The organism is Mesorhizobium sp. 1B3 (genome assembly GCF_050958605.1).
GTDB lineage: Bacteria > Pseudomonadota > Alphaproteobacteria > Rhizobiales > Rhizobiaceae.
Genome location: NZ_JBJHDO010000015.1, coordinates 46167 through 71776 on the forward strand (window position 1 = coordinate 46167; position 25610 = coordinate 71776).

Genomic DNA, 25610 nt, shown 5'->3' on the forward strand with positions numbered 1-25610 from the left:
ATCACGCAACGTTCAATCGGTCCTGGGGGCGGGACGCCGTGGCAATTCAGGCGCTCATATCAGCAGAATCATGCGAGCATGTCGCGGCCGGTCGCGGCTCGCATGAGGGCACCGTGATGACCGACATCATGACCAGCATCCGCGGCACGCGCTGGGCGCCGCCCTTCGTCTTCATCGACCGCATCATCCACATCGATCGGGAGAACGCCGTCGCGCTCACCGTCTTTGGCGGCGAAGAGGACCGCTTCACGTACGGCAGCCATGCTAGCCCGTCGCTGCTCGTGGAGTGCATGGCGCAGCTGTCGCTGGCGCTGATCCGCCACTCAGACCCGGCGGTCGAGATCGGCATCATTCCTTCGCTACGCGATATCGCCATGTCGCCGCTGCCGGAGGGAAGCTTCCAGGCCGTCATCCGCGTTTGCTGGTCAGCCGGCGCGTTTCCCCGCTACGAATTCACCGGCACGGCCTTCGTCATGAACCGCGTCGCCTGCGAGGCGAAACTCGACATCCTGGCAAGACGGGAAGGCGGGTAATGGCAGGCTTGGACCTCAACCGCCTGGCAAACGTCTTCGGCGCGGATGTCGTCCATGACGAGGCGAAGGCGTCGGTGACCCTGACGCACCAGTTCGGTGGCGAGGATTTCCTGCGCGGGCATTTTCCGGGCTTTCCGGTCGTGCCTGGCGTGATCCTGCTCGACGGCATGACACTCGCCGCCGCCCAGCTATTCGGGGGGCTGACCGGACGCGCCTGCAACGAAGTCGACCGGATCACGATCGACATCGCGGCCTTCTACCGCCCCGTGCTGCCAGGCATGGCGGCGAGCTTCACCGCGCGGGCGGACATGCCACGACAGGCCGGGCACGGCTTCGCGGCCAAGTGCTCGGTGATGATCGGGGGAACGCGTCATGCAAGGGCCAGCATGAGCTTTCGCATCCATGGCGACCAGGCATCACCATCAAACTGACAGAGGGGCATCCATGACCACCACCGAACTCGCCAGCATCCAGAACGTCATCATCGACGACATCCTGCTCGACGGCCTCGACCTGGCCGACCTCGGTTACGAGAAGGACCAGATCAGCGGCGCGACGCCGTTGTTCGACGAGACGAACGGCCTCGGGCTCGATTCGCTCGCCGCGCTCGAGGTGGCCGTCGCCGTCCAGCAGAAGTTCGGCTTCAAGATCGAGACGCTCGACCGCGCCTTCTTCGAGACGAATTGCGTGACGGTCGATACGCTGGCCCGCTACGTCGCTGGCCGCCTGTCGTGAATACCCACGTTTCCATCCGGCCGGGGCCGAACGACGACACCGTCTTCGTCGTCGGCCTCGGTTCCTATCTTCCCGGCAAGCCGGTGGCCAATGAGGCCATCGCCCAGCGTCTGCCGAAGGTGCCGGTGCTCGACCTGATGCGCTATTTCGGCGTCGAGCAGCGCCACTTCGTCGTCGACGCCGAAACCGGAGCGCAGATCGAGGAAGGGCTCGGGACCTGCGAGATGGCTTGCCGGGCGGCGAGCGCCGCGCTCGCGGACGCCGGTCTCACAGCGGGCGACATCGACCTGATCGTCACCACCACTGCGACGCCCGATGTCATCATGCCGCCGTTGGCTCGCCAGGTGCAGCGCCGGCTGGGCATCGAGCGGGCCCAGCTTTTCGACCTTCGCGGAGGTTGTGCCGCCGCGATCCAGGGTCTGATCCTCGCCCGGACGATGATCCGCTCCGGCCTCGCGCGCGCAGCGCTGATCTGCGGCGCGGAATGCATGTCGCCCTACTACTACGCCGAGCGCCTGCTCGTGAACGCCTCTCCGGATGCGTCCGACATGATCAACGGGCTAATCTTCGCTGACGGCGCCTCGGCCATGGTCGTCGTCGGTAGCGACCTGGCGCAGGGCCGCACCTGCGCCCTGGAGATCGGCTACTGCAGGGCCGTCGCCACCCATCCGCACGAGAAGGAAGGGCTGCTCATCGGGCCGGACGAGCGGAAACGGATGCCGGTCCACACGACCCACAACCATAAGCTCATCAGCCGTCTGCTGCCGCGGATCGTCGGCGACGCCGTTGCCGAGCTTGTCGCCGGCGGCGGGCGGCGGGCGGAGGATTACGGCACGATCGTCGTGCCGCAGGCCAACCGCTCGCTGATGTCGATGATCATGCCCGACATGGTAATGGGCCTCGACGGGCTGATGTTCTACGTCGGCGACAGGACCGCAAACATCCCGGGCGCGGCGATGGTGATGGCGCTCGACTTTGCGGTGCGTTCGGGCCGAGTGACTGCCGGCGGTCAACCAGTCGGCGTCGTCGCGGCGGAGACGGCGTCATGGACTTACGCCGTCGTCGACCTCGTGGCGGTTCATTGAGGCGCGGCATGGACACACCCTCCGGACCAATCCTGATCGTCGATGCCGGGCATGGTGTCGGCCCGCATCTTGCGTCGCTGCTGGGAGAGCGCGGCTTCGACGTCGTCGCCTGGGTAACGGGTGAGTGTGTCGGCCTCCGCGAACAAGCGGCGTCCGTGCAATGGCTGCATGATGCATCGATCGATACCCTCGACACCGACCTCCTGACCTCGGCGACCGCCGTGATCTTCAACGTATCGGCCGTGGACGAAGCGGCGCTGATAACCCGAGGCGGACTGGCCGATGCGATCGCGGCCGACGGCGCCTTCTTCATGCAGACCCTGCAGGCGGTTTCGCGCGTGATGATCGGGCGCGGCCGCGGGCAGATCTGGGTTCTCGCGGCCGACGACAGCTTCGCCTACTACCTGCCGTTGCCGGCCGCGCCGATCATCCACCACACCCGCATCGGGGCCGTGCGCGCCATCGCCAAGGAACTCGCCCGGTTCGGGGTTTCGGCCAACGCGGCGGTGCTGCAGCCCGCACCCGAAACGACCCAGGCCGGCGATTGGCAGCAGGCGCGGACCGGCGTCGGTTCCTACGCCCAGAAGTTCAAGCCGGTCCCGCTCGCCCTCGCCGCCGACACGCTGGCCTTCTGGATCAGCCGCGAGACACTGCCGATGAACGGCTCGGTCGTGCATTTCGGCAATGGCATCTACGATGGGAACGTCTGACATGAGCGACCGTGGACAGCAGAACAGGGTGGTCCTTGTCACCGGCGGCAGTCGCGGCATCGGTCGGGCGGTCGTGCTCAGGCTGGCGCAAACAGGCGCGCACATCGCCTTTACCTACGCCACCCGCACTGACGCCGCCCGCGATACGGCGGCGCAGGCGCGCCAGGCGGGTGCGGCCGACGTGACGTTCTTTCCGTGCGACATGGCGGACACAAAGGCGATCGCCGATTTGCCGAGCCTCGTCGACGGACGCTGGGGACGTCTGGATGTGCTCGTCAACAATGCAGGGCTGACCCGCGACGGTCCCTTTGCGCTCCTGCCGGCCGAACAGTGGCGGGAAGTGCTGACCGTCAACCTGGTCAACACGATCCGGCTCACCGAAGCCGCGCTGCCCATGCTCGAACAGACACGTGGCGTCGTCGTCAGCGTTTCGAGCCTAGCCGGACGCGCCGGCAAGGAAGGGCAGGTGCCCTATTCGGCGACGAAGTCGGGGCTGATCGGCATGACGCGCCTGGTTGCCCGTACATGCAGACAAAGGGGCATCCGCGCCGTGGCAGTAATGCCGGGTTTCATCCGCACGGACATGATCGAGGGGCTCGGTGCAAAGGCAATGGAGCCGACCCTCGCTGGCAGCGTGCAGCCCCGGCCGGGCGAGGCGGAAGAAGTCGCGAATGTCTGCGCCTTCCTCGCCAGCAATGAAGCCAGCTATCTCGACGGCTCGGCGGTGCCGGTCGACGGAGGGTTCCGGATATGACAGCGCGCGCCGTCATCACCGGCATGGGCGTCCGCGTGCCGATGGCGGCTTCCATCGACGAGCTGAAGGCCGAGGTGCTCGCAGGCAACAAGGCGATGATCGAGGTCGACCGCTTCGATGCTTCGCGCTTCAAGGGACGAAACGCCTCGGTCTTCCCGGTCGCTTGTCCCGACCTTGCGCCTGCCGTCCTGCGCCCCTGGGCGGAGCGGACGGCCGGCTACGCGCTCGCCGCGCTCGCCGAGGCGAAGGCGCAGAGCGGCATCGACTGGAAGCACTATGCGCCGGAGTGCATTGCGGTCGTCCTCGGCACGTCCAACAGCGGCATCGAGCGGCTGGAGGAGATCGCCAAGGCCCCGTCGATCGCCGATATCGATCCGCGCAAACTCGCCGCCACCTCTATCGCGCATGCAACCAACGTGGTGGCGGCCCGGGTCGGCGCGAAAGGGCCGCGAGTCACCTTCTCTTCGGCCTGCGCGTCCAGCACGGCCGCCGTCGGCCATGCCATGGACCTCATCCGCGACGGCTGCGCCGACCTGGTGATCGTGGTCGGCGCGGATGACGTCTCGCACGGCATCATGGCCGGCTTCAACAGCCTCGGCGCCCTATCGTCCACCTGCACCGCGCCGTTCAGCGAACCGATCGGCATCACGCTGGGCGAAGGCGCGGGTGTCTTCATCATGGAGAATGCAAGGCTGGCCGCGCGGCGCGGCGCGAAAGCCATCGCCGAAGTGACAGGCTACGCGCTCTCCGGCGACGCCTACCACGCCACCTCGCCTGACCGCGAAGGCCGAGGCATCGAGGCGGCCATGCGCATGGCCTTGGCCGACGCCCGGCTCGACCCGCACGACATCGACTTCGTTTCCGCACACGGCACCGGCACCGAGGCCAACGACTCGGCCGAGTCACAGGCTATGGAGCGACTGTTCGGCCGCTCGGTGCCTATCAGTTCCTCGAAATCCTTCCTCGGCCATACGCTGGGCGCCAGCGGCATCATCGAAATGATCGCGACGCTCGCCCTGGCGCGTGACGGCATGATCCCGCCGACGTTGAACTTCGGCGGCCTGCGCCCCGGCTGCGCCGATCTCGACTACGTGCCGAACGAACCACGTCGGCATGCGGTGCGCCGCTTCGCCTGCAACAACTACGCCTTCGGCGGCAACAACGCCTCGACGATCATCGACCTGGAGATCGGCCGCTCGCCGCTCCCCGAGGTCGCGTCGCGGCCAGTCGCCATCACCGGCCTCGGAGCGGTCAGTGCGATGGGCACCGGTTATGCAAGCTTCGCCGAGGGCTTTGCGGCCGGCACGGTCTTCGATATTCAGGACGAGGACGCTGGCCTGGCGGTAGCCCGTGTCGGGAACTTCGCCTTTTCCGATCCGCGCCTGAAGGCCTTCATCCGCGCCTCGCCCATGGTCCGCTTTGCCATCGAGGCGGCGCGGGAGGCGACCGCCATGCTCGACAATGGCGAGCGCGAAGAAAGCGGCTTGATCATGGGCATCGTCAACGCCGCCCAGCGCAATATGGAGCGATTTCTCGAAAGCGTAGGCGGCGATACGCCCGAGCTTGCCAGCCCGCAGCATTTCTCGATGACGACCATGAACGCCATCGGCGGGCAGGTTTCGATTGCCCATGGACTCAAGGGTTACAACACCTCGCTCGCCGGCTCGTGGTCCGCGGCCGCCTACGGTTTCACGCTGGTGAACCGAGCCAGGCAGGACCGTGTCGTTGTCGCAGCTTGCGACGAGATCACTCCGAAGCTCACCGAATTCTATGGCGCGATGAAGGGCATCTTGCGTGCCTCGCGCGCCGAGGCATTCGATGGCAAGGACGGCATCAATCTTGGTGAGGGCGCGGCAGCCTTGATGTTCGAGGCACTCCACACGGCCCGGGCGCGAGGGGCCGACGTGCTGGCGGTGATTTCCGCGTCAGCCGAGACACAGGACCCCAAGCTTAACGGCTGCCGGCGCGACGGTGACGGTCTGGCGCGGGCAGTTCGCATGTGTCTGGAACGCATCGGCCTCCGGCCGGCCGACATCGGCGCTGTCATTGCCGGCGGCTCGTGGACGCGGATCGCCCAGCAGGCTGAGATGTCGGCCGTGCGCGAGGTCTTCGGCAATGCCGGTCCGCAGCTCCACAGCACGATCGAGCAGACTGGGTTCCTGCCTGCCGCCGGCGCGCTCTTCGGCCTGGCCGGCGGCGTGCGCCTCCTTACCGAGGTTGAGCATGTGCTTGTCATGGGCAGCGACGTGACCGGACCGCATGCCGCCATGATCATCTCGCGCCCTTGAGCGCCTGCAGGAGGACAACCGTGAGCGAAACGACTTGGATGAAAACCGAGGCATCTCCCGTCGCGGCGACCGCGATACGCTTTCCCTGGCGGCTCTACACTGCGACCTTCCTGATCGCGAGCATGTGGATTCACGCCTCCGAGAATTTCCGCTACCTGCTGTTCGTGCGGCCGATGCTGCAGGAATCGCTGTCGATGGTTCCGGACGTCGCGCCGATGAACCTCGCCGTGTTCGTGAGCTGGGGTATCTGGGACACGGTCCTCTCGGCGATGACCGTGCTGACCTATTGGCTTTACGCGCAGGTCTTCGGCCCGAGCGTTCGATCGGCGGTAGTTGCCGGCACGATCAGCTGGCTCTCGTCCTTTGTCTTCTTCTGGCACGCCTTCGCCAACCTCAACCTCGCCACGGTCGCCGATCTGATTGTCGAACCATCGCTGTCCTGGGTGGAGCTCGTCGTCGCCAGCCTTATCGCACGCTGGTGTTTCGGATCGTCGGTGCTCGCGCGTCTCGTCGGGGAGCGTCGTGCGCACCGTGGCGTCTGAAGCGGGCGGCGGTGCGGGGCGGAGCGTCGGGCCGCTGCTTTACGAGGTAGCCTATGCCGACACCGACGCCGGCGGTATTGTCTATCACGCGACCTATCTGGCGATGGCGGAGCGCAGCCGCAACCATGTTCTGAGAGCAGTCGGCCTTCCAGTCGCCGAGATGAAGGCCTGTTTCGGAGTGCTCTTCATCGTGCGCGAGATACGGACGATCTTTTACCGGCCGGCACTCGTCGGCGACGTGCTGGCGCTGTCGAGCGGCATTGTCTCCGTGACGCCGGTGCGGGCACTGTGGGGCACGACAGTCACTCGCGGCGCCGAACTGATTTCCAGGGTGGAGGCCGAGATCGCTGCCTTCGACCCGGCCGCCGGCGGCCCGTGCCTAGTCCCTTCCGACCTGATGAACCTGCTTGCCCACGCTCCAGGCCTAGCGCCCATGCGCCACGCGCCGCGCATGAAGACGGGGTTCAGGTGAAGCACGTTCGTGAGGCGTTCGATGCAGCGCGTGCCGATAGCAGGGCGATCGATCAGGCCATCGCCACGGTGGAAAGCTACCTCGCCGAGCACCCGGATCACCTCGTCGCGACAGCCTATCTCGGAAGTCTTCACGCCATGTATGCCGGTGCTTCGCATTTTCCCTGGATCAAGCTGAAGCACGCCACCACCGCCTCTGCCATGCTCGACGGCGCCCATGAGCGATGGCTCGAAGGAGCGAACCCGGAATCCAGCGAGGAAATGTATCCAGGTGAGTTGGAGATCCTCCTGCTGCGCGGTGTGGCTTACGCAAACTTTCCTGCATTTCTCGGTAAGACCGGGATTGCGCGGAACTGCCTGGAAAAAGCCGAGAAGCATCCGGCATTCGCCGCGATTCCAGCCCCCTACCAAGCCCTCGCATTTGCTCACCTGGCGGTCATGTGCAACCGCGCCGGCGAGGGAAGTCTTGCCCACAGCTATTTAGAACATGGCATGGTGGCAGATGAAGAGACCACGAGCACGATCTGGAGAGGGCGTTAGCCACTACCCCTTGCAGGCTGTCCACCATTGGCAGAGGAATGGCAGCTCGCAGCCAGAGGCATCATCGCCTATCATCGATGACCGAGCAGCCTGGCGGCGAGGCGGAGGCAAGCTTCGCCACGCTGCCATAGGACGGGCCTGTCAGTTCGGGCAGCGTTGCAGCTTAGTTCGGGAGGGGCTAAAGTCTCGGCAGGCTGGTAAGTATGCCGAGGAGCACCTGATATGTCGGGACGCGCGGCGGCCCGCTGGCTGGTTCGCCTCACTCCGGTCACCGGTCGCACAGTCGACGATCTCCTGAACGTTCCATTGAGCCTTGATGTCTGGGAGCGGCAAGCTGACGCCGTGGTGGCGGCTGTCTCGGAGCAGACGATTTCCGAGCTCGAGCGCCGACGAATAGCTGGCGTCGAGCGTCTCCGGACGATCGCCGACCTGGAAAGTGGCGGACCCGGCTCCGATCGCCTCGACCGGCAATCGGAGGTGCCCTGATCAGGCTGGCCTTTGTCGAACGAAGGAATGGTCTCATGAACATCATCGCCAGGGTTACATCTTCGGGACCGCAGAAGCCGCTTGGGGACGTTCTTCGGGCGCCGCTGGGCATCGACGTTTGGGAGGTCAAGCCGGATCACCTGATCATTCGCGGAACCGAGGCTCAGCTGGACCGCCTGGCCAGCATGGGCTACCGCATCGAGCAACTCGAGGACGTGGAACGGCACCTGTCCACCTTCGACAGAGCCGAGGCGACAGAGCAGTATCACTCCGCAGCCAGCCTGGAAGAAGAACTGCGGCAGCTCGCGGAAGCGAGGCCGGACATCGCCGAGATGATCGAGATCGGCCGAAGCATCGAGGGCCGGCCCATCGTGGCTTTGCGCATCGGGGACCGCCGCGGAGGCGTTCCCAAGATCCTCTTCATGGGCTGCCACCACGCGCGCGAGTGGATCGCCGTAGAGGTGCCTTTCCTGCTGGCCAAGGAACTCGTCGAGCGGGCCGACGAGGCGCCGGTCGCCGGCTGGTTGACGAGCGGCGAAGTCTGGGTCGCCCCGATGGTCAACCCGGACGGCCATGAACACAGCCGGACGCAAGAGAGGCTTTGGCGCAAGAACCGTCGGCGGAACCACGACGGCTCGTTCGGCGTCGATCCGAACCGCAACTATGGCTACATGTGGGGCATTCTTGACGTGCCCACGTCCAGCCACGTGCCGAGCGACGAGACCTATGTCGGCCCGCGCGCTTTCTCCGAGCCGGAGACGCAGGCGATCCGCGACCTGGTCGGGTGCGAACGCTTCGCCGGCGTGATCACCTATCACAGCTACTCTCAGCTCATCCTCTATCCCTGGGGCTACACGGAGAAGCCCGTCCCCGACGCACTGCATCGCGGGCAGATGATCGAAATGGCCGGACAGATGCAGAGCCTGATCCAGGGGGTGCATGGCAAGGTCTATGTTCCGCAGCAGTCCTCCGAGCTCTATCCGACCGCGGGCGACACGACCGACTGGACCTATGGAACCTACGGCATCCCGTCCTTCACCATCGAGCTGAGGCCCCGCACCTTCCAGGAAGGCGGTTTCATCCTGCCGCCAGACCAGATCCTGCCGACCTGGGAAGAGAACCGTCCGGCTGCGTTCCAGTTCATTGAGCAGCTTTTGGCGGCGCCCGTGGCATAGGGGCCGCAGCAAGCGGAGAACAACCGTCCGGTGCGGAGCGATGCCTGGTTTCTCCTAACCCGGGTAACCCGGGCATTCGCCGCTTGGCAGCGACCTTCCGCCTGCACGCATTTATTACGCTGGCCGGCGATCAAGGAAGGGTCAGCTTGCGCATGCGCTCCAGGTCATCAGCCGCGCCGAGCCGCCTCGATCGCGGCAACGTCGATTTTCCGCATATCCATCATCGCATCAAAAGCGCGTTTTGCTTCAGCACCACCGACAGCCAGCGCCTCGGTCAGCACGCGCGGCGTGATTTGCCAGGAGACGCCCCATTTGTCCTTGCACCAGCCGCATGCGCTTTCCTGGCCGCCATTGCCGACGATGGCATTCCAGTAGCGGTCAGTCTCTTCCTGATCCTCGGTGGCGATCTGGAACGAAAAAGCTTCGTTATGCTTGAACATGGGTCCACCATTGAGGCCCAGGCAGGGGATGCCGGCGACCGTGAATTCGACCGTCAGAACGTCGCCCACCTTGCCCGACGGATAGTCGCTGGGAGCATGGTGGACGGCATTCACCGAACTGTCGGGAAAAGTCTCGGCGTAGAAGCGGGCTGCAGCCTCGGCGTCCTTGTCGTACCACAGGCAAATCGTGTTCTTGGCAATTGCCATCGCTTTGTCCTTTCGCTTCTGAAGCCAATTTCGGGCCGGTTTCCCACATAGTGGGGCCAGGTTCACAGCTTCGACAGTACACCAAGAACTCAGAATGCGCTCACGCCAATGACGTTCCGCAACTCGCTGATCGGACGAGCACTCCGCGCCAGCACTGAGCCAATTTTGCCATTGCCGGGGCCGAACCCATCGAGTTCCAAGCAGCCTAATAGGAAAGTCGCAGCGGCTGTCGCTTGTGTCGGCTGGGCTTGTCCCAGGCGGAAGGGCGTCCGATTCCGTGGTACCGAAGCGACAAAACGTTCAAGTCCAACTTCTGAGAGTCCATCGAAAAAAACGTTGAACAAAACGACAAGATTGCGATAAGACAATTTAAAGTTGGTGTTATGCCACATGTACACCCTTACGTCGTATCCAAACAGGGACCGCGTATCTGTCCGATGGAACCTGACCTGCCCCTTGAACTGCTTGTTCGCGGATACCCTGTCAGTCATCAGGCCAAGCGCAAGAAAGCCCTTGAAAATTGGAAAAACGATGTGCGCCGTCAAGCGCGAGCTCAAATGGAGCCCGGTCACTTTGCGCTTCAGCGTCTTTTGAAAGCGACGGTGTACTTCTTTCCTCAAGCTGAACTCGAGCCCGACCTCGACAATGCGACCAAGCCCGTGCTGGATGGCCTTTCCCAGTGCGTATATATTGATGACAGGCAAATCGAGCGGTTGATTATTCAACGGTTTGAGCCTGGGCGGGTGATTCCGCTGTTGGACGACAGTCCTCGTTTCAACGAGGCAGTCGCATCGGACGAGCCCATTATCTACATTCGGCTAGAGGCTTTCGGAGAAGACGCAAGATGAGAACAAGTCACTCTGAACTTGAGCGACTGGCGCTGGATCAACTCGAGCCACAACTCGTGCGTCGCGGCTACCAGTTAATACGGAACCCGTCCAGAGCGGACCTGCCTTCGTTTGTCGAGGGCTATATTCCGGACGCGATTGCGATCGGACGAAATCCAAAGATCGCTTTGGAGATCAAAGGGCGGGGAGGTTTCGATATGGAGCGCAGCCTAGCCACGATACGGAAGCGCTTCGAAGGTCAAGACGATTGGGTTTTTCAAGTCTTCTATTTCAACTCGCTTGAGCCTCTTGTCATGAAGCTTCCTGCCGATACAATCGATGAGCAAGTAAAGAGAGTTGCAGGCTTGGCCAGAACAGATGCTCAGGCGGCATTCGTGCTAGCTTGGTCAGTGTTGGAAGCGAGCGCTCGTGAATCTGGATTACTCGATGATCGTCCTGGCGGGGCGAATAGGATTGTTAGCCTTCTTGCTTCCGAGGGTTATATAGGACGTAGTCAAGTATCGGACTTTCTTGATTTAGCCAATCTCCGCAATCGCATCGTCCACGGCCAGTTAGACATTGAGCCATCTGAAGCCGATGTCGAACGCATTCTAACACTAGTCTCGATAATTAGAACTTCTGATGAAGATAATACCCCACATTGAGTTGTCTTGGCTCAATAAGTTAGTTTCATGTAAAGACACTCGGCGCGAGGATTTGCACGGAATTTCTCGGCAGGGTTTGTAAGATATGCGAGAATTCTGGCTATGGTTGGTTCGACCGCCGCGATCTCGTCATACTCACCCGAGCCGATTTCCCCATCGCTCGTTTGAAGGCCCGGGCGGCGATGGCCGCCGAGGCCGCCATGCCCGACCGGAAATCCATCAGGCGAAGCCATAGCCCGAGCGCATCCAGGAACTGGTTCGGGCTTCCCGAGCGGATGCCGTCCTTCATCTGGTGGAGCAATGGGCGTCCCAATTCTCCCGCGATCCCGCTTTCTTGCGGACGGGAACGGCCGATCTTACGAAGCCGGCTAATGATATAGGGCTTTCGATATACTTCCTCTATGCCGTAGCGGCATCCGAGGAAGCGCGTCAGGATGTGAAGCTCAAGCGGTGTAAGCGCAACGTCCTGCTCGATCCAGAACGCTTCGGACAGGTCCTGAAGCGCCCTGTCCCATAGCTGCTTGCGGGCGGCGATCGCGGCTCGCTGGATCAGGCAGGCGCGGCGCGCCAAGGGCGAGGCCGTCTTGCCGCAGCCGGGATCGAATGCCTGGAGTTCCATGCGGTCCAGCAAGCTCTCGACCAGTATCCTGTCGCTCTCCTTCCAGCGCTGCACTCTCTCACTCTCCTCGTATCGGGCCGCAGCCGGGCCACGTTCCCCGCCATGCTGGCGCTGCAGCAGGACGATCTCGTCGACGCATGCCGCCGGTCCGACTTGCGCCATGTGTAGATGGAAATAGTAATCGACCGACGAGGTGATGGTGCGGTCGAAAGGGAGCATCGCTTCGTAGGCCGTCCTGCGGGCCAGGACGCAGGGATGGCCGGTGATGAAACAATCCTCCATCAGCTTTACCAGAAAGGGGCGCGTATCCTCGCTCGGATAGACCGACTTTTCGCCTTCGGCGATTTCGCCCTCGTCGGTCGCCGTGAACTTGACCAGGTGGCCATAGGAGAAGACGAGATCTGGATCGCGTCGATGAGGTTCGGCCAGGGCGGCAAGCGCGTTCGGAGGAGCGATATCGTCGTCATCCATGATCCAGACGAGATCGCCGCTGGTTTCGGCAAGCGCCCGTTCGATCGCGGCAACCTTGCCCTGGTTCGCCTGATGGAGGTAGCGCAGCCGCGGGCGGTAGCGCTCTATAGCCTCATTTGTCCCGTCGTCGGAACCATCGTCGACGACGATGAAGTCATGGATCGGCGTCGTCTGGGCGAGGACGCTGTCGATGGCGGCCGTGACATAGGCAGCGCGGTTGAACGTCGGCAGGATGACCGATATGCGCGGTTCCGCTACTCGCTCCAGCGGCAGGGGCCGTGGCGCCGGGTCGCCCTGTCCTGTGTTCGCCGGAATCCGTTCGGCTCCACGCCGGCCCTCCCTCGTGCTCATGCCCCTCCCACCCTGATATTCCTGCGCCACCGACACAGGAGGCCGGTCGCCAGCCCCACGGCCCTTGGCAGTTGGCGAAAATTGAGTGCGGCCCAGAAGGCGACGTACAGGATCACGCCGCAGGCGATCAGGATCAGGGCGAGCAGCGGCGCCCCCAGCAGCCCACCCAGGCTTCTGCGCAGGATCTCGATCGACAAGGCCATCGCCACTGCGGGAACGGCGCTGACGGCGGCGATCCGGAATTGCTGCTTCGCGGCGAAGCCCGTGAGGCGCTCGACATAAGCGGCGCCGACCGGCCACGAAATGAAGGCGCGAACCAGCATCGCGGCTGCCACACCCTCAACGCCAACCAAGGCGCCGAGGGGACAAAGCAGCAGACCGAGCAATGCGTTGATGAGGTTCAGGCGCATCCTGAGATCGGCGCGGCCCAACCCCAGGATTATGGCGCCGTTGAAGCCGCTGGCCGACGAGCGGAGCGCGGTCAGCGTCAGGATCTGGACGGTCACCACCGCGCCGACCCAATCCGGACCCAGCAGCAGGGGGACGGCAATCGGCGACACGACGACAAAGCCGAGGATCGCGGGCCATGCGATCGCGGTGGAGGTCGCGATTGCGCGCGCCAGGAGACCACGCAACTGCTCGAGATCGTCCTTGGTTCGTGCCGCGGCGGGAAAGGCAATGGCCACCAGCGGCCCGGTGATGAGGCCTATCGCCTGGTCGAGAAGGCGAGAGGCGACGGCAAAATAACCGAGGGCCTGCGTGCCCAGCATCACCTGGATCACGAGCCGAGGCGTCGCCTGAGCGAGATATTGAAAGAAAGCGCCAAGCAGCCTGGATCTGGCAAAGGTCCAGAGCTCGACGACATCGTGCCGGCGGAACGAAATACCCGGCACCCATTTGGCCGCGATGGCGACGAATAGCAGGCGCAGGCTGCGTCGGGCGATCTCCATCGAAAGGAGGCTCCATATCCCTGCTCCGGCATAGGCGAGCGCCGTGCCCAGGATGAAGGCGGTGAGCCCGGTGGCGGTGTCGATCCGCGCAAGGACGTTGAAATTCATCCCGCGGACGAGCAGATTGGTCGGAACATTGGCCGCAGCCGTCAGCACGATCAGGACCGCGACCGCCGGCATGAGCTCCGCGATGTCGGGGTGGCCCAAAATCGTCGTAATGAGCGGCGCGGCAGCGACCAGCGCGGCAGCGATCGCCACGGCAAGGGACAGGGTCAGCACGAAGGCCGCATTGCGATCCCCGTCGGCGACCGTCGGCTTCTGCACCAGAAAGTCGGTGACATGGCCCCCGACAGCTATCTCGGCCAGGCCGGCGATCAGCATTGTCAACGTGAAGACGCCGTAGACCTCCGGGCCGAGAAGGCGTGCTATGACCGCGATGCTGGCCAACGCGAGAAGCGTTTGCGCCACCTGGCCGGAGAAGGCCCAGGCGTATTGCGTGACAAGCGATCGCCGGGAGAGACGCGCCATGGGATCAGGAACGCGTCACAAGATCCGGACTTTTCGAGCGTCCACTGTTGCGGGCGTGCCGGCTTGCCAGTCGCCCGCTCCACCATTCCAGTGCCGGCAACAGCACTCTGCTGCCGGCTGCGAGCCATTTATGCCGACGGCCGATCAAGGGAACCTTGCGCAAGAGCGGTTCCGCGATGCTCTCATAGTGGCGCCAGCGCAGCATCGACGTCCGCTTGGCGAAATAGGGGTCGTTGGGGAGCTCCCACTTGCGCTGGAAATGCGCGAGGCTGCTGCGCTGCCAGGCGGGGGACCATCGCAGCGCGAAGAACTTCAAGTCGCGGGGCTCGATCGCCCCGGCATGGCCGAGGAAGGTTACGATCGCCGTGGGCTCGAACATGACTCGGCCGCCGGCCTGCCAGACGCTCAGGCAGAAATCGAGGTGCTCCTTGGTGGCCAGCAGCTCGTCGAGTTCGCCGATCTTCGCGAACACATCGCGCCGGACCAGCGCACAATGGAACTCGCAGCACTGCGTCTCGCCGCGCACCAAGCTCACCTCATGAACCTTCTTCCCCTGCAGCAGCTCGACTTCCTTCAAGCGGCGATCTTCGGGACGTGCGGCGAGGAAGGCCTTGACGTCCTCGGTGAACAGACCGCCGGCCTGATGGATTTCACGGTGCAGGGGGATTTTCTGACAGGTCAGGGGGGCAATGACTTCCGCGCCGGTTTCCTCCGCGCATGTGACCATGGCCGAAAGCCACCCCGGTGAAACGACGACGTCATTGTTGAGAAATGCGATGTAGGGCGTCCGCGCGGCGCGTATGCCGAGGTTTCTCGCCTCGTTCGGATTGAGGATCCCCGGGTGGCCGATATAGACGAAGCCATTGTCGGAGCAGATCTTCTTCAACTCGCGGGCAAGAGCGGCAGGCCCACCGGCATCGACATAGATGAGTTCGTAAGGCCGGCCGGTATAGGCGATCACGCTCTTGAAGGACTCCAGTGCGACGCCGAACCGGTCACGCGGCGTGATGACGATGGTGACCTTGGCTTGCGAAGTCTTGTCCATCTCTTCCACTTCCCCCTCGGTGCAAAACGGGCATGCGACCAGGCCCCAACCGACGCCCAGGCTCGCCTCCCCAGGACAGAGCTTTTTCGTAGACATTCAGCAGGCGCTCGTTGGTGACGGCGATCGCGAAGTTCTCCTCGACCCGACTGCGGGATCGGCGCGCGACGGCGTCCCAGCTCTCGGCACCGCCGAGCAGACGGCGCACCGCCTCGGCGAGATCGCCGGGATCGTTCTCGCGGCACAGAGTTCCCGTCTGCCCTTCTTCGACAAGTTCCGGAATTCCACCATGCCGGGTGCCGACGACCAGGACGCCGACTGCCATCGCCTCCTTCACCGTGTTGACGGTAGCATCCTGGCTGCCGTCGGCCGGGGTCAACGAGGTCGCCAGCATGATGTGGCAGTCCTCGAGAATGCCGAGGATTTCGGAATGCGTCCTCGCCCCATGGAAGGTGACGCGGTCGGAGAGCCCGAGAATGCGTGCCTTCCTTTCCAGTTCGAGCCGCATGGGGCCATTGCCGACGACGTCGAACTGGAATTGCATGCCTTCGCGGGACAGCAAGGCGAGCGCGTCAAGCGCGACGTGAACGCCCTTTCGCTCGATCAGCCTGCCGATGCTCACGAACCGGACAGAGTTCTCGCTCACCTTCTTCGCGCCGCGAAACGGGAAATTGGCGAGATCGATACCGGAACCCACGACATCAATGCGTTCGGCCGGGCAGCCCAAGGCAACCGCCTTGCGGCGAAAATGCTCGCAATTGGCTATGAAGTAGTCGGCCGTTGCAAAAAGACGGTCGTAGACATGAGGCCCGCATGTCTGGACGACCTCGGAAATGTCGTAGCCGCGGAAATGAACGACGAGCTTGCCGCTGAGCAGGCCGGCCTGCTTGTGCTTGAGCACGAACTCGCCGAGGGTGGCAAATTGGCAATGGAGGATATCGTAACGGCCGCCATTTTGCAGGATGGCGGCCTGGTACAGGGAAGCCAGATTCTCGATCGAACGGCGATAGACGATCGGATTGAAAGCGCCGAATGCACGCAGGCCGAAATTTCGAAGCGCGAAGGCCAAGGCGCGAGGCGCCGTGACGAGGTGTTCGGATAGCGACGATGGAGTTGCCGCATTCCACGCGCGGCCCTCCAGCCTTGCTTCGGTTGCCGCATCGACGGCGGAACCCGTCGCCTCGCCGCCGCCGAATCCGTAGATGTGGACGAGGTTGCCCTTTTCCTGAAGCGCGCCGGCACTTGTCGCGACGAAAGCTTCGGACATGATCGGAAACTTGTTGACGAAGAACGCAACCTTCAGGCCTCTGACGTTCAAGGAAGTTCGCTCCCTCGCCCTTCAACGCGTGCTTGCAGTCGCGACTGGAATACTGTCTGCAAGAAGAAGCCCGACCTCTCGGGGAAGCCGGGCTCCAGATTTAGGAAGACGTAATCGCCACCTACGCAGACATCACCTACAAGCCCACGCCACTATATCTGGAGTTGCGAGGGTAGCACTTCGGCATAAACGGTGCCTGTAGCCCACCGAAAGCCCTAATGGCCGCGAAGTGTTCTTCTATTTAGCTAAATCGATGCGGCTATCGTTTGTGGCGGTTAAACGATTATCATTGCCAAGTGTCGGACGGTTGTTTGGCGAAAGGCGCCGAGGCCGATCCGCAGCTCGCCGAGAAGATTGAGAGAAGACTCCACGACGTGCTGGTCGGTTCCGGGCGAGTGGGCCTCGTGCCGTGGGAACGCTCCAGCGCAGCGAATACAAGTCGAAACTGATAGAATGGTTACGCCGAAACAGGGAGGACTGCGATGCGAAAACTTCAATCGCAGGGAGTTCATCATATCACGCTGGTTGGCGCCGGCCGGCAAACGTCGATCGATTTCTGGGAAGGCATACTCGGCATGCCCTTCGTCTTCGAGCAGCCGAACCTCGACAAGGCAAGCGAAAGCCATCTCTATTTCGATCCTGGCGACGGGCGCCTCATCACTGTCTTCACCGACGAAACTCGAAAGCCCGATCCCGCACGCACGTCGACCGATGTCGGCTGCGTGCATCACATCGCCTTCGCGGTGTCGCGGGCAACGTTCCAGCAGGCAGTTGCCCGCCTCGACGAACGGAAAATCAAGCACAGCGGCGTCAAGGACCGCGGCTTCATGGATTCGATCTATTTCGAGGACCCGCTCGGACTCCTGATCGAGCTCGCTTCCTATCGCTTCGAGCCGCCGGCCGGCTACGGCCATGCCGACGTGTTGACGGAGGCGCACAAGGTCAGGATCGCGCGCGGCGACTACAACATCGCCGAAGTGCACCTAGCCGACGCCATCGAGGCGCTGGTCGAGCGGAGCCGAACCTCGCTGTCGGAGGACAGGTCACCGAAGAACCCATATTGAAATCTACCGCCAAACGGGAGGAAACAATGTCTGCGATAAAGCTCAACGTCATCAAACCGAGCGTCAACAACATGACGGCGCGCATTTTCGTGCGGGCGGCCGGCCTCGATTTCACCGAGCAGGATGTCTACGGCCAGACTCGGACGGCCGAGTATCTGGCGCGTTGCCCGTCGCATCTGACGCCGATGATCGAGATGGAGGATCTGCCGAAGGGCGCGCTCTGGGAGAGCTGCGCGATCATGCAGTATCTGTGCAACAAGCACGGGCTCGAGGAATTCTATCCGAAGGACCCCGAAAAGCGGGCGATGATCGACAGTGCCATGTTCTATCTGATCGGCACATTCTACCCCTATCTCGCCAGATCCACCTACCCGGCGCTCAATTTCCCGCAATATCCAGGCGAAGTCGGCCACAGTGACGCCGACGCCGAGACCAAGGAACAGGCGCGCCTCGCCGCGGTCGAGGCGCTCGCAGAACCGCTCGAGGTTTTCCGCACATTCTATTTGGGCGAAAAGCCCTTCATAGGCGGAGAGAAGCCGTCGATTGCCGACATCCGGCTCGCGGCGACGCTCGAATTCCTCGCCGCCATCGACTATCCCCTGCCTGACTGGGCCACGACCTATATGGCCAAGTTGGAGAAGACCCTCGGCGACGCCTATACCGAACCTGCGGCCGACGTGCGGGGCTATATCGCTTACGTGAAATCGCAGCGGCAGTAGGGCAGATCGGGTGGTGAGAGGCTGTACGCAATAACCGCTCCAAATCCTTTATAGGGCCGCTCCCTACGATACCCCCTCTGTCCTGCCGGACATCTCCCCCACAGGACTACGAGATTCACACATCCGGCGGAGCGTTCTGGAGCACCCCTCATCCGACCGCGCTTGGCGCGGCCACCTTCTCCCACAAGGGGAGAAGGGGGAGTTTTGCAGAAGCGCTCCTGCCAATCGCAAATGCTGGCGATTGGCAGGAGCGCTGCGGCCGTCTTGCCTTCTCCCCTTGTGGGAGAAGGTGGCCGACAAGCTTGTGACGCGGCCAAGCCGCGGCACAAGCCCCGGAGGTCGGATGAGGGGTGTTCCAGAGACCGCCGACGATCCGTGAGATGTGTGAATGTCGTAGCCTTGTGGGGGAGATGCCCGGCAGGGCAGAGGGGGGTGCCTCGCGCAAACGGTCAATCTTCGACACCCTCGGTGTGGTCCCCTACACCCTTTCCCCAGTCGCCCGATTGAAATAGTAGACCGCTTCTTCCCCGAACAGCACCGGCACCCTGTCGCCGGCGCGCATGGACACCCGGCCCTGAATCTGCGCAACGAGTTGTGCGCCGCCAACCTTGAGGAGGACCTGTGTCTCGGCGCCGGTCGGCTCGACCATCAGAACTTCGAGCGAGGCTCCATCGCCGCCGAGACCAACCTTGTCGGGGCGGATGCCGGCGACCACGGGGCCGTCCGGCACGGATGTCCTGATCCTTATTCCCTCAGGCCCGGTAAAGACGCCGTGCTCCGCCATGCCGTCCAAAAAATTCATGGCCGGGCTGCCGATGAAACCGGCAACGAAGATGTTGGCCGGATTGTCGTAGAGATCGAGCGGCGCGCCGACCTGCTCGATGATGCCGTCGCGCATCACGACGATGCGGTCGGCCATGGTCATGGCCTCGATCTGGTCGTGGGTGACGTAGATGGTGGTGGTCTTCAGCCGCTGGTGCAGCGCCTTGATCTCGGCTCGCATCTGCACGCGAAGCTTGGCGTCGAGATTGGAGAGCGGCTCATCGAACAGGAAGACTTCGGGATCGCGCACGATGGCCCGCCCCATCGCTACGCGCTGACGCTGGCCGCCGGAGAGCTGGCCGGGATAGCGGTCGAGCAGTTTGTCGAGGCCAAGGATGCCGGCCGCCAGCTCGACCTTGGCGCGCATCTCCGGCTTCGGCACGCGGGAGAGCTTGAGCGAGAAGGCCATGTTCTCGGCGACCGTCATGTGCGGATAGAGCGCGTAGTTCTGGAACACCATAGCGATGTTGCGCTCTTTCGGCGCGACATCGTTCACCACCTCGCCGTCGATGACGATGTTGCCGTCGGATATGGTCTCCAGCCCCGCGATCATGCGCAGCAAGGTCGACTTGCCGCAGCCCGACGGCCCGACCAGCACGACGAACTCGCCGTTCTCGATCGCGGTCGAGACCCCGTGCACCACCTCGACGGCGCCGTAACGCTTGACGACCTTCTCGATCTCGACCCTGGCCATGGCCGGACCTATCGCCTCTTGCCGGCTTCGACCGCCGCCCAGTTGTGATAGGGGCGGCGAAAGGTCGGAATGCGCTCGGCAACCTCGGGCAGCTTACCGAAGGGCTTGTGCGGCTCGGCCTGGTACCAGAAGGCGACTGAAGACATGTCGTCGAAGCGGCGGTTGGCATGGCCCCGCTCGAGGGTGACGCGGATGTCCTTGTGGAAGATCACGGGATCCTCGATATGCCAGCGATAGAGCGTCACCGGCTCGGTCCAGTTCGGCCCGCCGGCGGCGATGATGCCATGATAGGGCGCGTCGTAATCCTGCGTCGGGCACCAGGCCGTGTTGAAATAGTCTTCAGTGCCGGTGCCGTGTAGCGTGGGCGGCCAGGCGTCGTTGGCGCCAGGTGCGGATTCCGGCCTGTCCTCGATGAGCGCGGCCTTCGGACCGATGCGAGGATCGGGCTTGCGAACGGCGTCGGGAACGGAAAGGCCGCGCTCGCCGTCGATGAAGATCATGTCGTCACCCTCGCCGTACCAGTCCCACACTTCGGCGCGGCGGCGCGAATAGACGCTGTAGAGCACGCCGACATAATGGCCGTGCCCGGAGGCTTCGAGGATGGTGTAGTTGTCCTTGCCGTCGACATTTTCGCCGCCGAACAGCACTTGCTCGTTGGTAAGCCCGGTCTCGTCGAAGGGCGCGCGGCGTTCTTGCCGGTATTGCGCGTGGAAGCGGCCGAGCCCGCCTTCAAGCGCATCGTGCAGCTCGAGGTCGATATAGTAGTAAAACAGCAGGTCGTGCTCGGCTTCGTTGGTGATGGTGAACTTCATGCCGGAGCCGAAGGGCATCGGGAAATAGCAGTTGAAGGCCTTGCCATCCTCCGGGCTCGCCTGCATGGGCAGGCTGGCATAGTTGCGGGTGAGGCCATGTCCCATGCCGAAGAAATCGCCGATCGGCGCCTCGATAGAGGGCTCGGCCTCGCCGTCCCACCAGGCGCGCAGTACGGCCTTTCTCAGGTAGTTCTCGCTTTGGCATTGGATGGTGACCCAGATATGGGTGACGATGCCGGCACCCCGATACTCGGCAATCGTCACCGTCTGCCCGGGCTCGACATGCAGCCGGTCGTCATTGCCGCCGGTCCGGTCGTAGCTCGAAAAGCGTCGGGTCCTTGCCTGGCGAAGCTTGGCGAGCCCGCGCAGCGGTGAAAGGCCGGCATTGGTCATCTGGTTGTCCCTGGATTGCGTGGTCATTTCAGGCCGCTTGTCTTGATCGAATCCATGATCTGCCGCTGGAAGATCAGGAAGAGCGCGAGGGTGGGGATGGCGACCACGGTGGAGGCCGCCATCATGTAGTTCCATGCGGCCGAATATTCGCTCTTGAAGTTGGCGATGCCGACCTGCACGACCCAGAGCTTCTGGTCGGAGGCGACCGTGAGCGGCCACAGGAAAGCGTTCCAATTGGCGAGGAAGAACAGGATCGCCAGCGCCGACAGGATCGGCTTGCTGAGCGGCAGGATGACACTCCAATAGACGCGCCAGTAGCCGGCGCCGTCGACGACGGCCGCCTCCTCGATCTCGCGCGGGATCGACAGATAGTATTGGCGCAGGAGAAAGATGCCGAAGGCGTTGAAGATCGCCGGCACGATGAGCCCGGCATAGGAATTCAGCATGCCCATCGCCTTCACGATGATGAAGAGCGGCACGATGATGACCGGCAGCGAGACGAGAAGGGTCGAGAAAATGGCCAGGAAAATCAGCTCGCGCCCGGGGAAGCGCAGCCGGGCGAGCGCGTAGCCGGCCATGGAATGGAAGAAGAGCGCGACGACGGTCACGGTGACAGAGACGAACAGGCTGTTCAGCATATACCGCACGAAGGGCACGCCGGTCATGACATAAACGAAGTTCTCCAGCGTCGGCGCGTCGGGCAGCAGGTTTGGCGAAAAGGATTCCTGCTCCGGTTTGAAGGCGATCGATACCATCCAGAGCAGCGGAAAGATCGTCATGGCGGCGAGGATTGCAGCCACCGTCATCCAGATCACGCGAACGAGGGTCACCTGGCCTGCGCTGAAATAGGGCTGGGGTCGCTTCCTGGGCGTCGGCCTATTCATAGTTGAAGCGGCCTCCGCGGGTGAGCAGGAACATAATGCCGGTGAGCAGGATGAGCGTTACGACAAGGATCGACGCCATCGCCGCCGCGTAGCCGAAGGCGCCGAAACCGAAGGCCTGCTGATAGATGTAGATGATCAGCACCGAGGTGGCGTTGGCCGGCCCGCCCCCGGTCATGACCCAGATGATGTCGAAGGCCTGCGAGCCGGCGACGGCAGCCACCATCGAGATCATGACGACAAAGAAGCTGGTGGGCCTGAGCAGCGGCAGGGTGATGTACCAGAAACGCGCGATCGGCCCGGCGCCGTCCATCGTCGCCGCCTCGTAATACATGCGGGGGATGTCCTGCAGGCCGCCGAGGAAGATCAGCATGTAATAACCCATCAGGAACCAGACGCTGACCGCGACGACGGTGAAGAGCGCAAAATCGGGATCGCCGAGGAAGGAGATGCCGCCGAGCCCGATAGCCGGGGCGATGCGGCTCAGCACGCCGATCTTATCGACGACGAGAAACTGCCAGACCAGCGCCACGACGACGAGGCTCACCATATGGGGCGCGAAGAACATCGAACGGATGACGCCGTTGAAGCGGTTTGTCTTCTGCACCAGAAGCGCCAGGCCGAGACCGCAGACATAAAGCAGCGGCACCAGCATGATGGCGTAGAGCGCCGTCACCTTCGCGGACTGCCAGAACAGCGGGTCGTTCATCATCTTGATGTAGTTGGCGAGGCCGACGAAGCGGTAGGAGCCGAAGCCGTCGACCTCATAGAGGCCGAGCACCAGGGAAAGCAGCATGGGCAGGCCGAGAAAGACGGCGAGACCCAGCGCATCGGGCAGCACGAAGAGATAGCCGGCCAGCCATTCGCGGTGCTTGGCCGAGAGCCGGCTGCGCCTTCTTTTCGCGGGAACGGATCGATGGACCATGGAGACTGCCTGCAATCAAATGCCCCGCAGGCGGCCGCGGGGGTGGACGCAACCGCCTGCGGACGAGCGCGGGATCAGAGGATCGGCGCACCGGAATAGGACGCCAGGAAGGCGTCGAGCTGCTTCGACGCGGCGGCCGCCGTCGCCTGCGGATCGGCTCCGCCGAGCTGCGTCTGCTGGATGGCGTCGGAGATGATCTTATAGACCTCCGGCGGCACGCGTGGCTCGGCGCGCGTGCCCGGGTGAATCTCCTTGGCGAATTTGCCGATCATGCCCTCGCTGAAGGCGGCTTCGCGCGCCTTGAGCGCGCTGTTGCGCGGCGGCATGTCGGACTTCCCTTCCGTGCACCATGTCGCGACCCGGTCGATCGAACCCTGCTCGGACGAACCCAGCGCCCAGGCGCAGAACTCGGCCGCCGCATCGGGGTTCTGGCCCTTGGCGTTGGCGACGAAGGCCCAGCCGCCGCCGACGGTGACATATTTGCCGTTGGCCGGCGTCGGCAGGCGGAAGACGCCATAGGGAAAATCCTTGCCCTTGAGCTGCGAGATCGCCCAGATGCCGACATTCTGAATGGCGCAATAGCCGGAGGCGAGATTGGCGACGGCGTCGTTGGCACCGTTGCCGAGCACCTGGCGCGGCGCCACCCCGGAATTGACCGCATCCTGCCAGAATTTCAGGGCCTGCACGGTGGCCGGCGAATCGAAGGCGCTTTTGCCGTCCGCCGTCTGGAACTCGCCGCCGCCCTGCCAGAGGAAGGGATACCAGGTGAAGTTCTGATAATATCCCGGCGCGGTCTGGAACAGCACGCCGTAGCGTTCCGGCGTCGTCAGCTTCTTCGCGACTTCGAGCAACTCTTCCCAGGTCTTGGGAACGTCGTTCTCGTTGAGGCCAGCCTCCTCGAAGGCTTTGACCGAATAGTACATCGCCATCGGCTCGACCTCCATCGGCAGGCCGTAGATCTTGCCGTCGACCATGCGGTTGGCGATCACGCTTTCCGGGAAATCGGCTCTCGCCGCCTCGTCGATATGAGGCGTCAGATCCTGCAGCACGCCGCCATTGTAGTAGCGCAGGAAATCGCCGGGCGAGATGATGAAGATGTCGGGGCCCTGGCCTGATGCGAAGGCCGTCGCGAGCTTGGGGCCGTTGATATATTCCTTGTTCGGAATGAACTCGAGCTCGACCTTCTGCTCGTGGCTGTCGTTCCAGTCGGCAACCGTCTTCTCGAACCAGGCGACCTGCGAGGGCACCTGCCCGCCCGGCGCGTAGAATTGCCAGAATTTCAGCGGGGCGTCCTGAGCGCGCACCGCCATCCTGTTGATGAAGGGGAAGCCGGTGATGCCGCCGAGGGCGCCCGCCGCGGCAAAGCTCGCGCCATTCACAAGGAGCCGCCGGCGGCTGATGCCGAAAGGCTTTCCAGAAGTCTTGTCCGTCCTTTTCATGTGCTCTCCTCCCTGGGTGGATCTCTCGAGACGTCGTCCGGCTCCTCCCGCCGACGCCTCATCAGTTCATGCGGTGTCGAAAGGGTGCAGGATGCAGGGAACGATCTCCGTCCGTGGCTCGCCCTGGTAGCTGCCATTGAGGCGCTCCAGCAGCATCTGCGTCGCGCGGCGCGCCAGCTCCGAGGGGGCGTTGCCCACACGGGTCAAGCGCGGCCTGATATAATCGAGCTGCGGCTGGTCGCCGAACACGGCGACGGCGAGGTCATCGGGAATGCGCAGGCCGCGATCGAAGAACTCCGCCAGCGCACCTGAGGCCATCAGATAGTTGGCAAAGAAGATGACCGAGGGCAGGTCGCGGCCATGGGTCTCGATCAGCCACTCTGCCGCCGCCTTGCCGGACGGCGCTAGATAGCTGCCTTCGAAGCGAAGGCAGGGGTCCGGCGCGCCGTTGTCGGCCAGGCCCTGTTCGAAACCTTCGGCGCGCGACATGGCCTCCGCAAAAAAGGACGGGCCGGTGACATGGGCGACGCGGCGATGGCCCTTGGCGGCGAGATAGGCGCCCATCTGGTAGCCGCCGCCATAGTCGTCGATCTTGACGCTGTCGACGGCGTGATTAGGCAGGTTGCCGATGAAGACCGTCGGTATCTCGAGGCGCAGCAGCGCGTCATGCATGCCGTGCAGCGCGAAGTCGCCGACGATCAGGCCATCGACGCGCTTGTTGGAGATCTGGCGCAGATATTCGCGGCCATGGTCCTGCGAATGGCCGCCCGGCACGTCGGTGTTGAAGATCATCATGTCCAGTCCGACCGCCTCGAGCTCCGACTGGGCGGTCTTGACCAGCTCCGGATAGAAGGGGTTACGGATGTCGGGAATGAGCATGGCCACCACATTTGTGCGGCCGGTGCGAAGGCTCTGCGCCTGCGGGTTCGGCACGTAGCCGAGCTCGTCGATCGCCGCCTGGACGCGCTCGCGCAGGCTCTTCGACACGCGATCGGCATGATTGATCACGTGCGACACCGTCGTCGGCGACACGCCCGCCCTCTTCGCAACCTTTGCAATCGTGCTCATGCCGACATGATGTCCGAATGCAAATGCATTTGCAAATCGATTTTCTTTAAATTTTG

General features: G+C 63.3%; 27 protein-coding genes. 16 read left to right on the plus strand and 11 right to left on the minus strand.

Annotation, left to right across the window (positions count from 1 at the left end; genetic code table 11):
- The first annotated feature begins 116 nt into the window (after positions 1–116).
- The 12 genes from ACCO56_RS28795 (at position 117) to ACCO56_RS28850 (ending at position 9319) form a co-directional block, all read left to right on the plus strand.
- Positions 117–533: a hypothetical protein gene (locus ACCO56_RS28795; RefSeq protein WP_433644373.1), complete on the plus strand. Its 417-nt coding sequence runs from the start codon at positions 117–119 to the stop codon at positions 531–533.
- Positions 533–964: a 3-hydroxyacyl-ACP dehydratase FabZ family protein gene (locus ACCO56_RS28800; RefSeq protein ID WP_433644374.1), complete on the plus strand. Its 432-nt coding sequence runs from the start codon at positions 533–535 to the stop codon at positions 962–964. Before ACCO56_RS28795 ends, ACCO56_RS28800 begins: the two co-directional genes overlap by 1 nt.
- A gap of 13 nt (positions 965–977) precedes the next feature.
- Positions 978–1268 (plus strand): acyl carrier protein, encoded by a 291-nt coding sequence (locus tag ACCO56_RS28805; protein ID WP_433644375.1) that lies wholly within the window; start codon positions 978–980, stop codon positions 1266–1268.
- Complete coding sequence (locus ACCO56_RS28810; RefSeq protein WP_433644376.1) at positions 1265–2353, plus strand: 3-oxoacyl-ACP synthase III family protein; 1089 nt, start codon at positions 1265–1267, stop codon at positions 2351–2353. The genes ACCO56_RS28805 and ACCO56_RS28810 overlap by 4 nt, the downstream gene beginning before the upstream one ends.
- A gap of 8 nt (positions 2354–2361) precedes the next feature.
- A complete protein-coding gene (locus ACCO56_RS28815) occupies positions 2362–3063 on the plus strand; it encodes a hypothetical protein (RefSeq protein WP_433644377.1) in 702 nt (233 codons plus the stop codon).
- Between the two features lies 1 nt (position 3064).
- A complete protein-coding gene (locus ACCO56_RS28820; protein WP_433644378.1) occupies positions 3065–3817 on the plus strand; it encodes an SDR family NAD(P)-dependent oxidoreductase in 753 nt (250 codons plus the stop codon).
- A complete protein-coding gene (locus ACCO56_RS28825; RefSeq protein WP_433644379.1) occupies positions 3814–6105 on the plus strand; it encodes a beta-ketoacyl-[acyl-carrier-protein] synthase family protein in 2292 nt (763 codons plus the stop codon). Before ACCO56_RS28820 ends, ACCO56_RS28825 begins: the two co-directional genes overlap by 4 nt.
- A gap of 20 nt (positions 6106–6125) precedes the next feature.
- Positions 6126–6647, plus strand: a complete 522-nt coding sequence (locus tag ACCO56_RS28830; protein WP_433644380.1) for a hypothetical protein — start codon at positions 6126–6128, stop codon at positions 6645–6647.
- The gene (locus ACCO56_RS28835) at positions 6637–7119 is read left to right on the plus strand and encodes a thioesterase family protein (protein WP_433644381.1); all 483 of its coding nucleotides are present in this window, start codon (positions 6637–6639) and stop codon (positions 7117–7119) included. The genes ACCO56_RS28830 and ACCO56_RS28835 overlap by 11 nt, the downstream gene beginning before the upstream one ends.
- A gap of 68 nt (positions 7120–7187) precedes the next feature.
- Positions 7188–7658: a hypothetical protein gene (locus tag ACCO56_RS28840; protein WP_433644382.1), complete on the plus strand. Its 471-nt coding sequence runs from the start codon at positions 7188–7190 to the stop codon at positions 7656–7658.
- Positions 7659–7880: 222 nt separating this feature from the next.
- Positions 7881–8144 (plus strand): hypothetical protein, encoded by a 264-nt coding sequence (locus ACCO56_RS28845; RefSeq protein ID WP_433644383.1) that lies wholly within the window; start codon positions 7881–7883, stop codon positions 8142–8144.
- 35 nt (positions 8145–8179) lie between these two features.
- Entirely contained in the window at positions 8180–9319 is a 1140-nt protein-coding gene (locus ACCO56_RS28850; RefSeq protein ID WP_433644384.1) for a M14 family metallopeptidase, read from the plus strand.
- Between the two features lie 167 nt (positions 9320–9486).
- Here the strand turns inward: ACCO56_RS28850 and ACCO56_RS28855 are convergent, their stop codons facing one another.
- Positions 9487–9960 (minus strand): VOC family protein, encoded by a 474-nt coding sequence (locus ACCO56_RS28855; RefSeq protein ID WP_433644475.1) that lies wholly within the window; start codon positions 9958–9960, stop codon positions 9487–9489.
- A gap of 443 nt (positions 9961–10403) precedes the next feature.
- Between ACCO56_RS28855 and ACCO56_RS28860 the strand changes: the two genes are divergently transcribed.
- Together ACCO56_RS28860 and ACCO56_RS28865 are read left to right on the plus strand one after the other, a co-directional pair.
- Complete coding sequence (locus tag ACCO56_RS28860; RefSeq protein ID WP_433644385.1) at positions 10404–10814, plus strand: RusA family crossover junction endodeoxyribonuclease; 411 nt, start codon at positions 10404–10406, stop codon at positions 10812–10814.
- Positions 10811–11458, plus strand: a complete 648-nt coding sequence (locus ACCO56_RS28865) for a hypothetical protein (protein WP_433644386.1) — start codon at positions 10811–10813, stop codon at positions 11456–11458. The genes ACCO56_RS28860 and ACCO56_RS28865 overlap by 4 nt, the downstream gene beginning before the upstream one ends.
- Before the next feature lie 100 nt (positions 11459–11558).
- Here ACCO56_RS28865 and ACCO56_RS28870 read toward each other — a convergent pair whose 3' ends face one another.
- From ACCO56_RS28870 to ACCO56_RS28885, 4 genes are read right to left on the minus strand one after another with little or no spacing between them, the layout of a single operon-like run.
- Positions 11559–12899 (minus strand): glycosyltransferase family 2 protein, encoded by a 1341-nt coding sequence (locus ACCO56_RS28870; RefSeq protein ID WP_433644388.1) that lies wholly within the window; start codon positions 12897–12899, stop codon positions 11559–11561.
- A complete protein-coding gene (locus ACCO56_RS28875) occupies positions 12896–14377 on the minus strand; it encodes an oligosaccharide flippase family protein (RefSeq protein WP_433644389.1) in 1482 nt (493 codons plus the stop codon). The genes ACCO56_RS28870 and ACCO56_RS28875 overlap by 4 nt, the downstream gene beginning before the upstream one ends.
- 4 nt (positions 14378–14381) lie before the next feature.
- A complete protein-coding gene (locus ACCO56_RS28880; RefSeq protein ID WP_433644390.1) occupies positions 14382–15422 on the minus strand; it encodes a glycosyltransferase family 2 protein in 1041 nt (346 codons plus the stop codon).
- Positions 15373–16737: a glycosyltransferase gene (locus ACCO56_RS28885; protein WP_433644391.1), complete on the minus strand. Its 1365-nt coding sequence runs from the start codon at positions 16735–16737 to the stop codon at positions 15373–15375. Before ACCO56_RS28885 ends, ACCO56_RS28880 begins: the two co-directional genes overlap by 50 nt.
- A 482-nt stretch (positions 16738–17219) precedes the next feature.
- Here ACCO56_RS28885 and ACCO56_RS28890 point away from each other — a divergent pair, with 482 nt between their 5' ends.
- Complete coding sequence (locus ACCO56_RS28890) at positions 17220–17801, plus strand: VOC family protein (protein WP_433644392.1); 582 nt, start codon at positions 17220–17222, stop codon at positions 17799–17801.
- A gap of 26 nt (positions 17802–17827) precedes the next feature.
- Positions 17828–18520 carry a glutathione S-transferase family protein gene (locus tag ACCO56_RS28895; RefSeq protein ID WP_433644393.1) on the plus strand — a complete coding sequence of 231 codons (693 nt, stop codon included), beginning with the start codon at positions 17828–17830 and terminating at the stop codon, positions 18518–18520.
- Between the two features lie 478 nt (positions 18521–18998).
- Here ACCO56_RS28895 and ACCO56_RS28900 read toward each other — a convergent pair whose 3' ends face one another.
- The 6 genes from ACCO56_RS28900 to ACCO56_RS28925 form a co-directional block, all read right to left on the minus strand.
- On the minus strand, positions 18999–20036 hold the full coding sequence (locus ACCO56_RS28900; RefSeq protein WP_433644394.1) for an ABC transporter ATP-binding protein: 1038 nt from the start codon (positions 20034–20036) through the stop codon (positions 18999–19001).
- An 8-nt stretch (positions 20037–20044) separates the two neighbouring features.
- Positions 20045–21241 carry a glycoside hydrolase family 172 protein gene (locus ACCO56_RS28905; RefSeq protein WP_433644476.1) on the minus strand — a complete coding sequence of 399 codons (1197 nt, stop codon included), beginning with the start codon at positions 21239–21241 and terminating at the stop codon, positions 20045–20047.
- A gap of 23 nt (positions 21242–21264) precedes the next feature.
- Positions 21265–22125: a carbohydrate ABC transporter permease gene (locus tag ACCO56_RS28910; protein WP_433644395.1), complete on the minus strand. Its 861-nt coding sequence runs from the start codon at positions 22123–22125 to the stop codon at positions 21265–21267.
- Positions 22118–23047 (minus strand): carbohydrate ABC transporter permease, encoded by a 930-nt coding sequence (locus tag ACCO56_RS28915; protein WP_433644396.1) that lies wholly within the window; start codon positions 23045–23047, stop codon positions 22118–22120. The genes ACCO56_RS28910 and ACCO56_RS28915 overlap by 8 nt, the downstream gene beginning before the upstream one ends.
- 74 nt (positions 23048–23121) lie before the next feature.
- Positions 23122–24486, minus strand: a complete 1365-nt coding sequence (locus ACCO56_RS28920; protein ID WP_433644397.1) for an ABC transporter substrate-binding protein — start codon at positions 24484–24486, stop codon at positions 23122–23124.
- Between the two features lie 66 nt (positions 24487–24552).
- Entirely contained in the window at positions 24553–25554 is a 1002-nt protein-coding gene (locus ACCO56_RS28925) for a LacI family DNA-binding transcriptional regulator (RefSeq protein ID WP_433644398.1), read from the minus strand.
- Positions 25555–25610 lie beyond the last annotated feature (56 nt).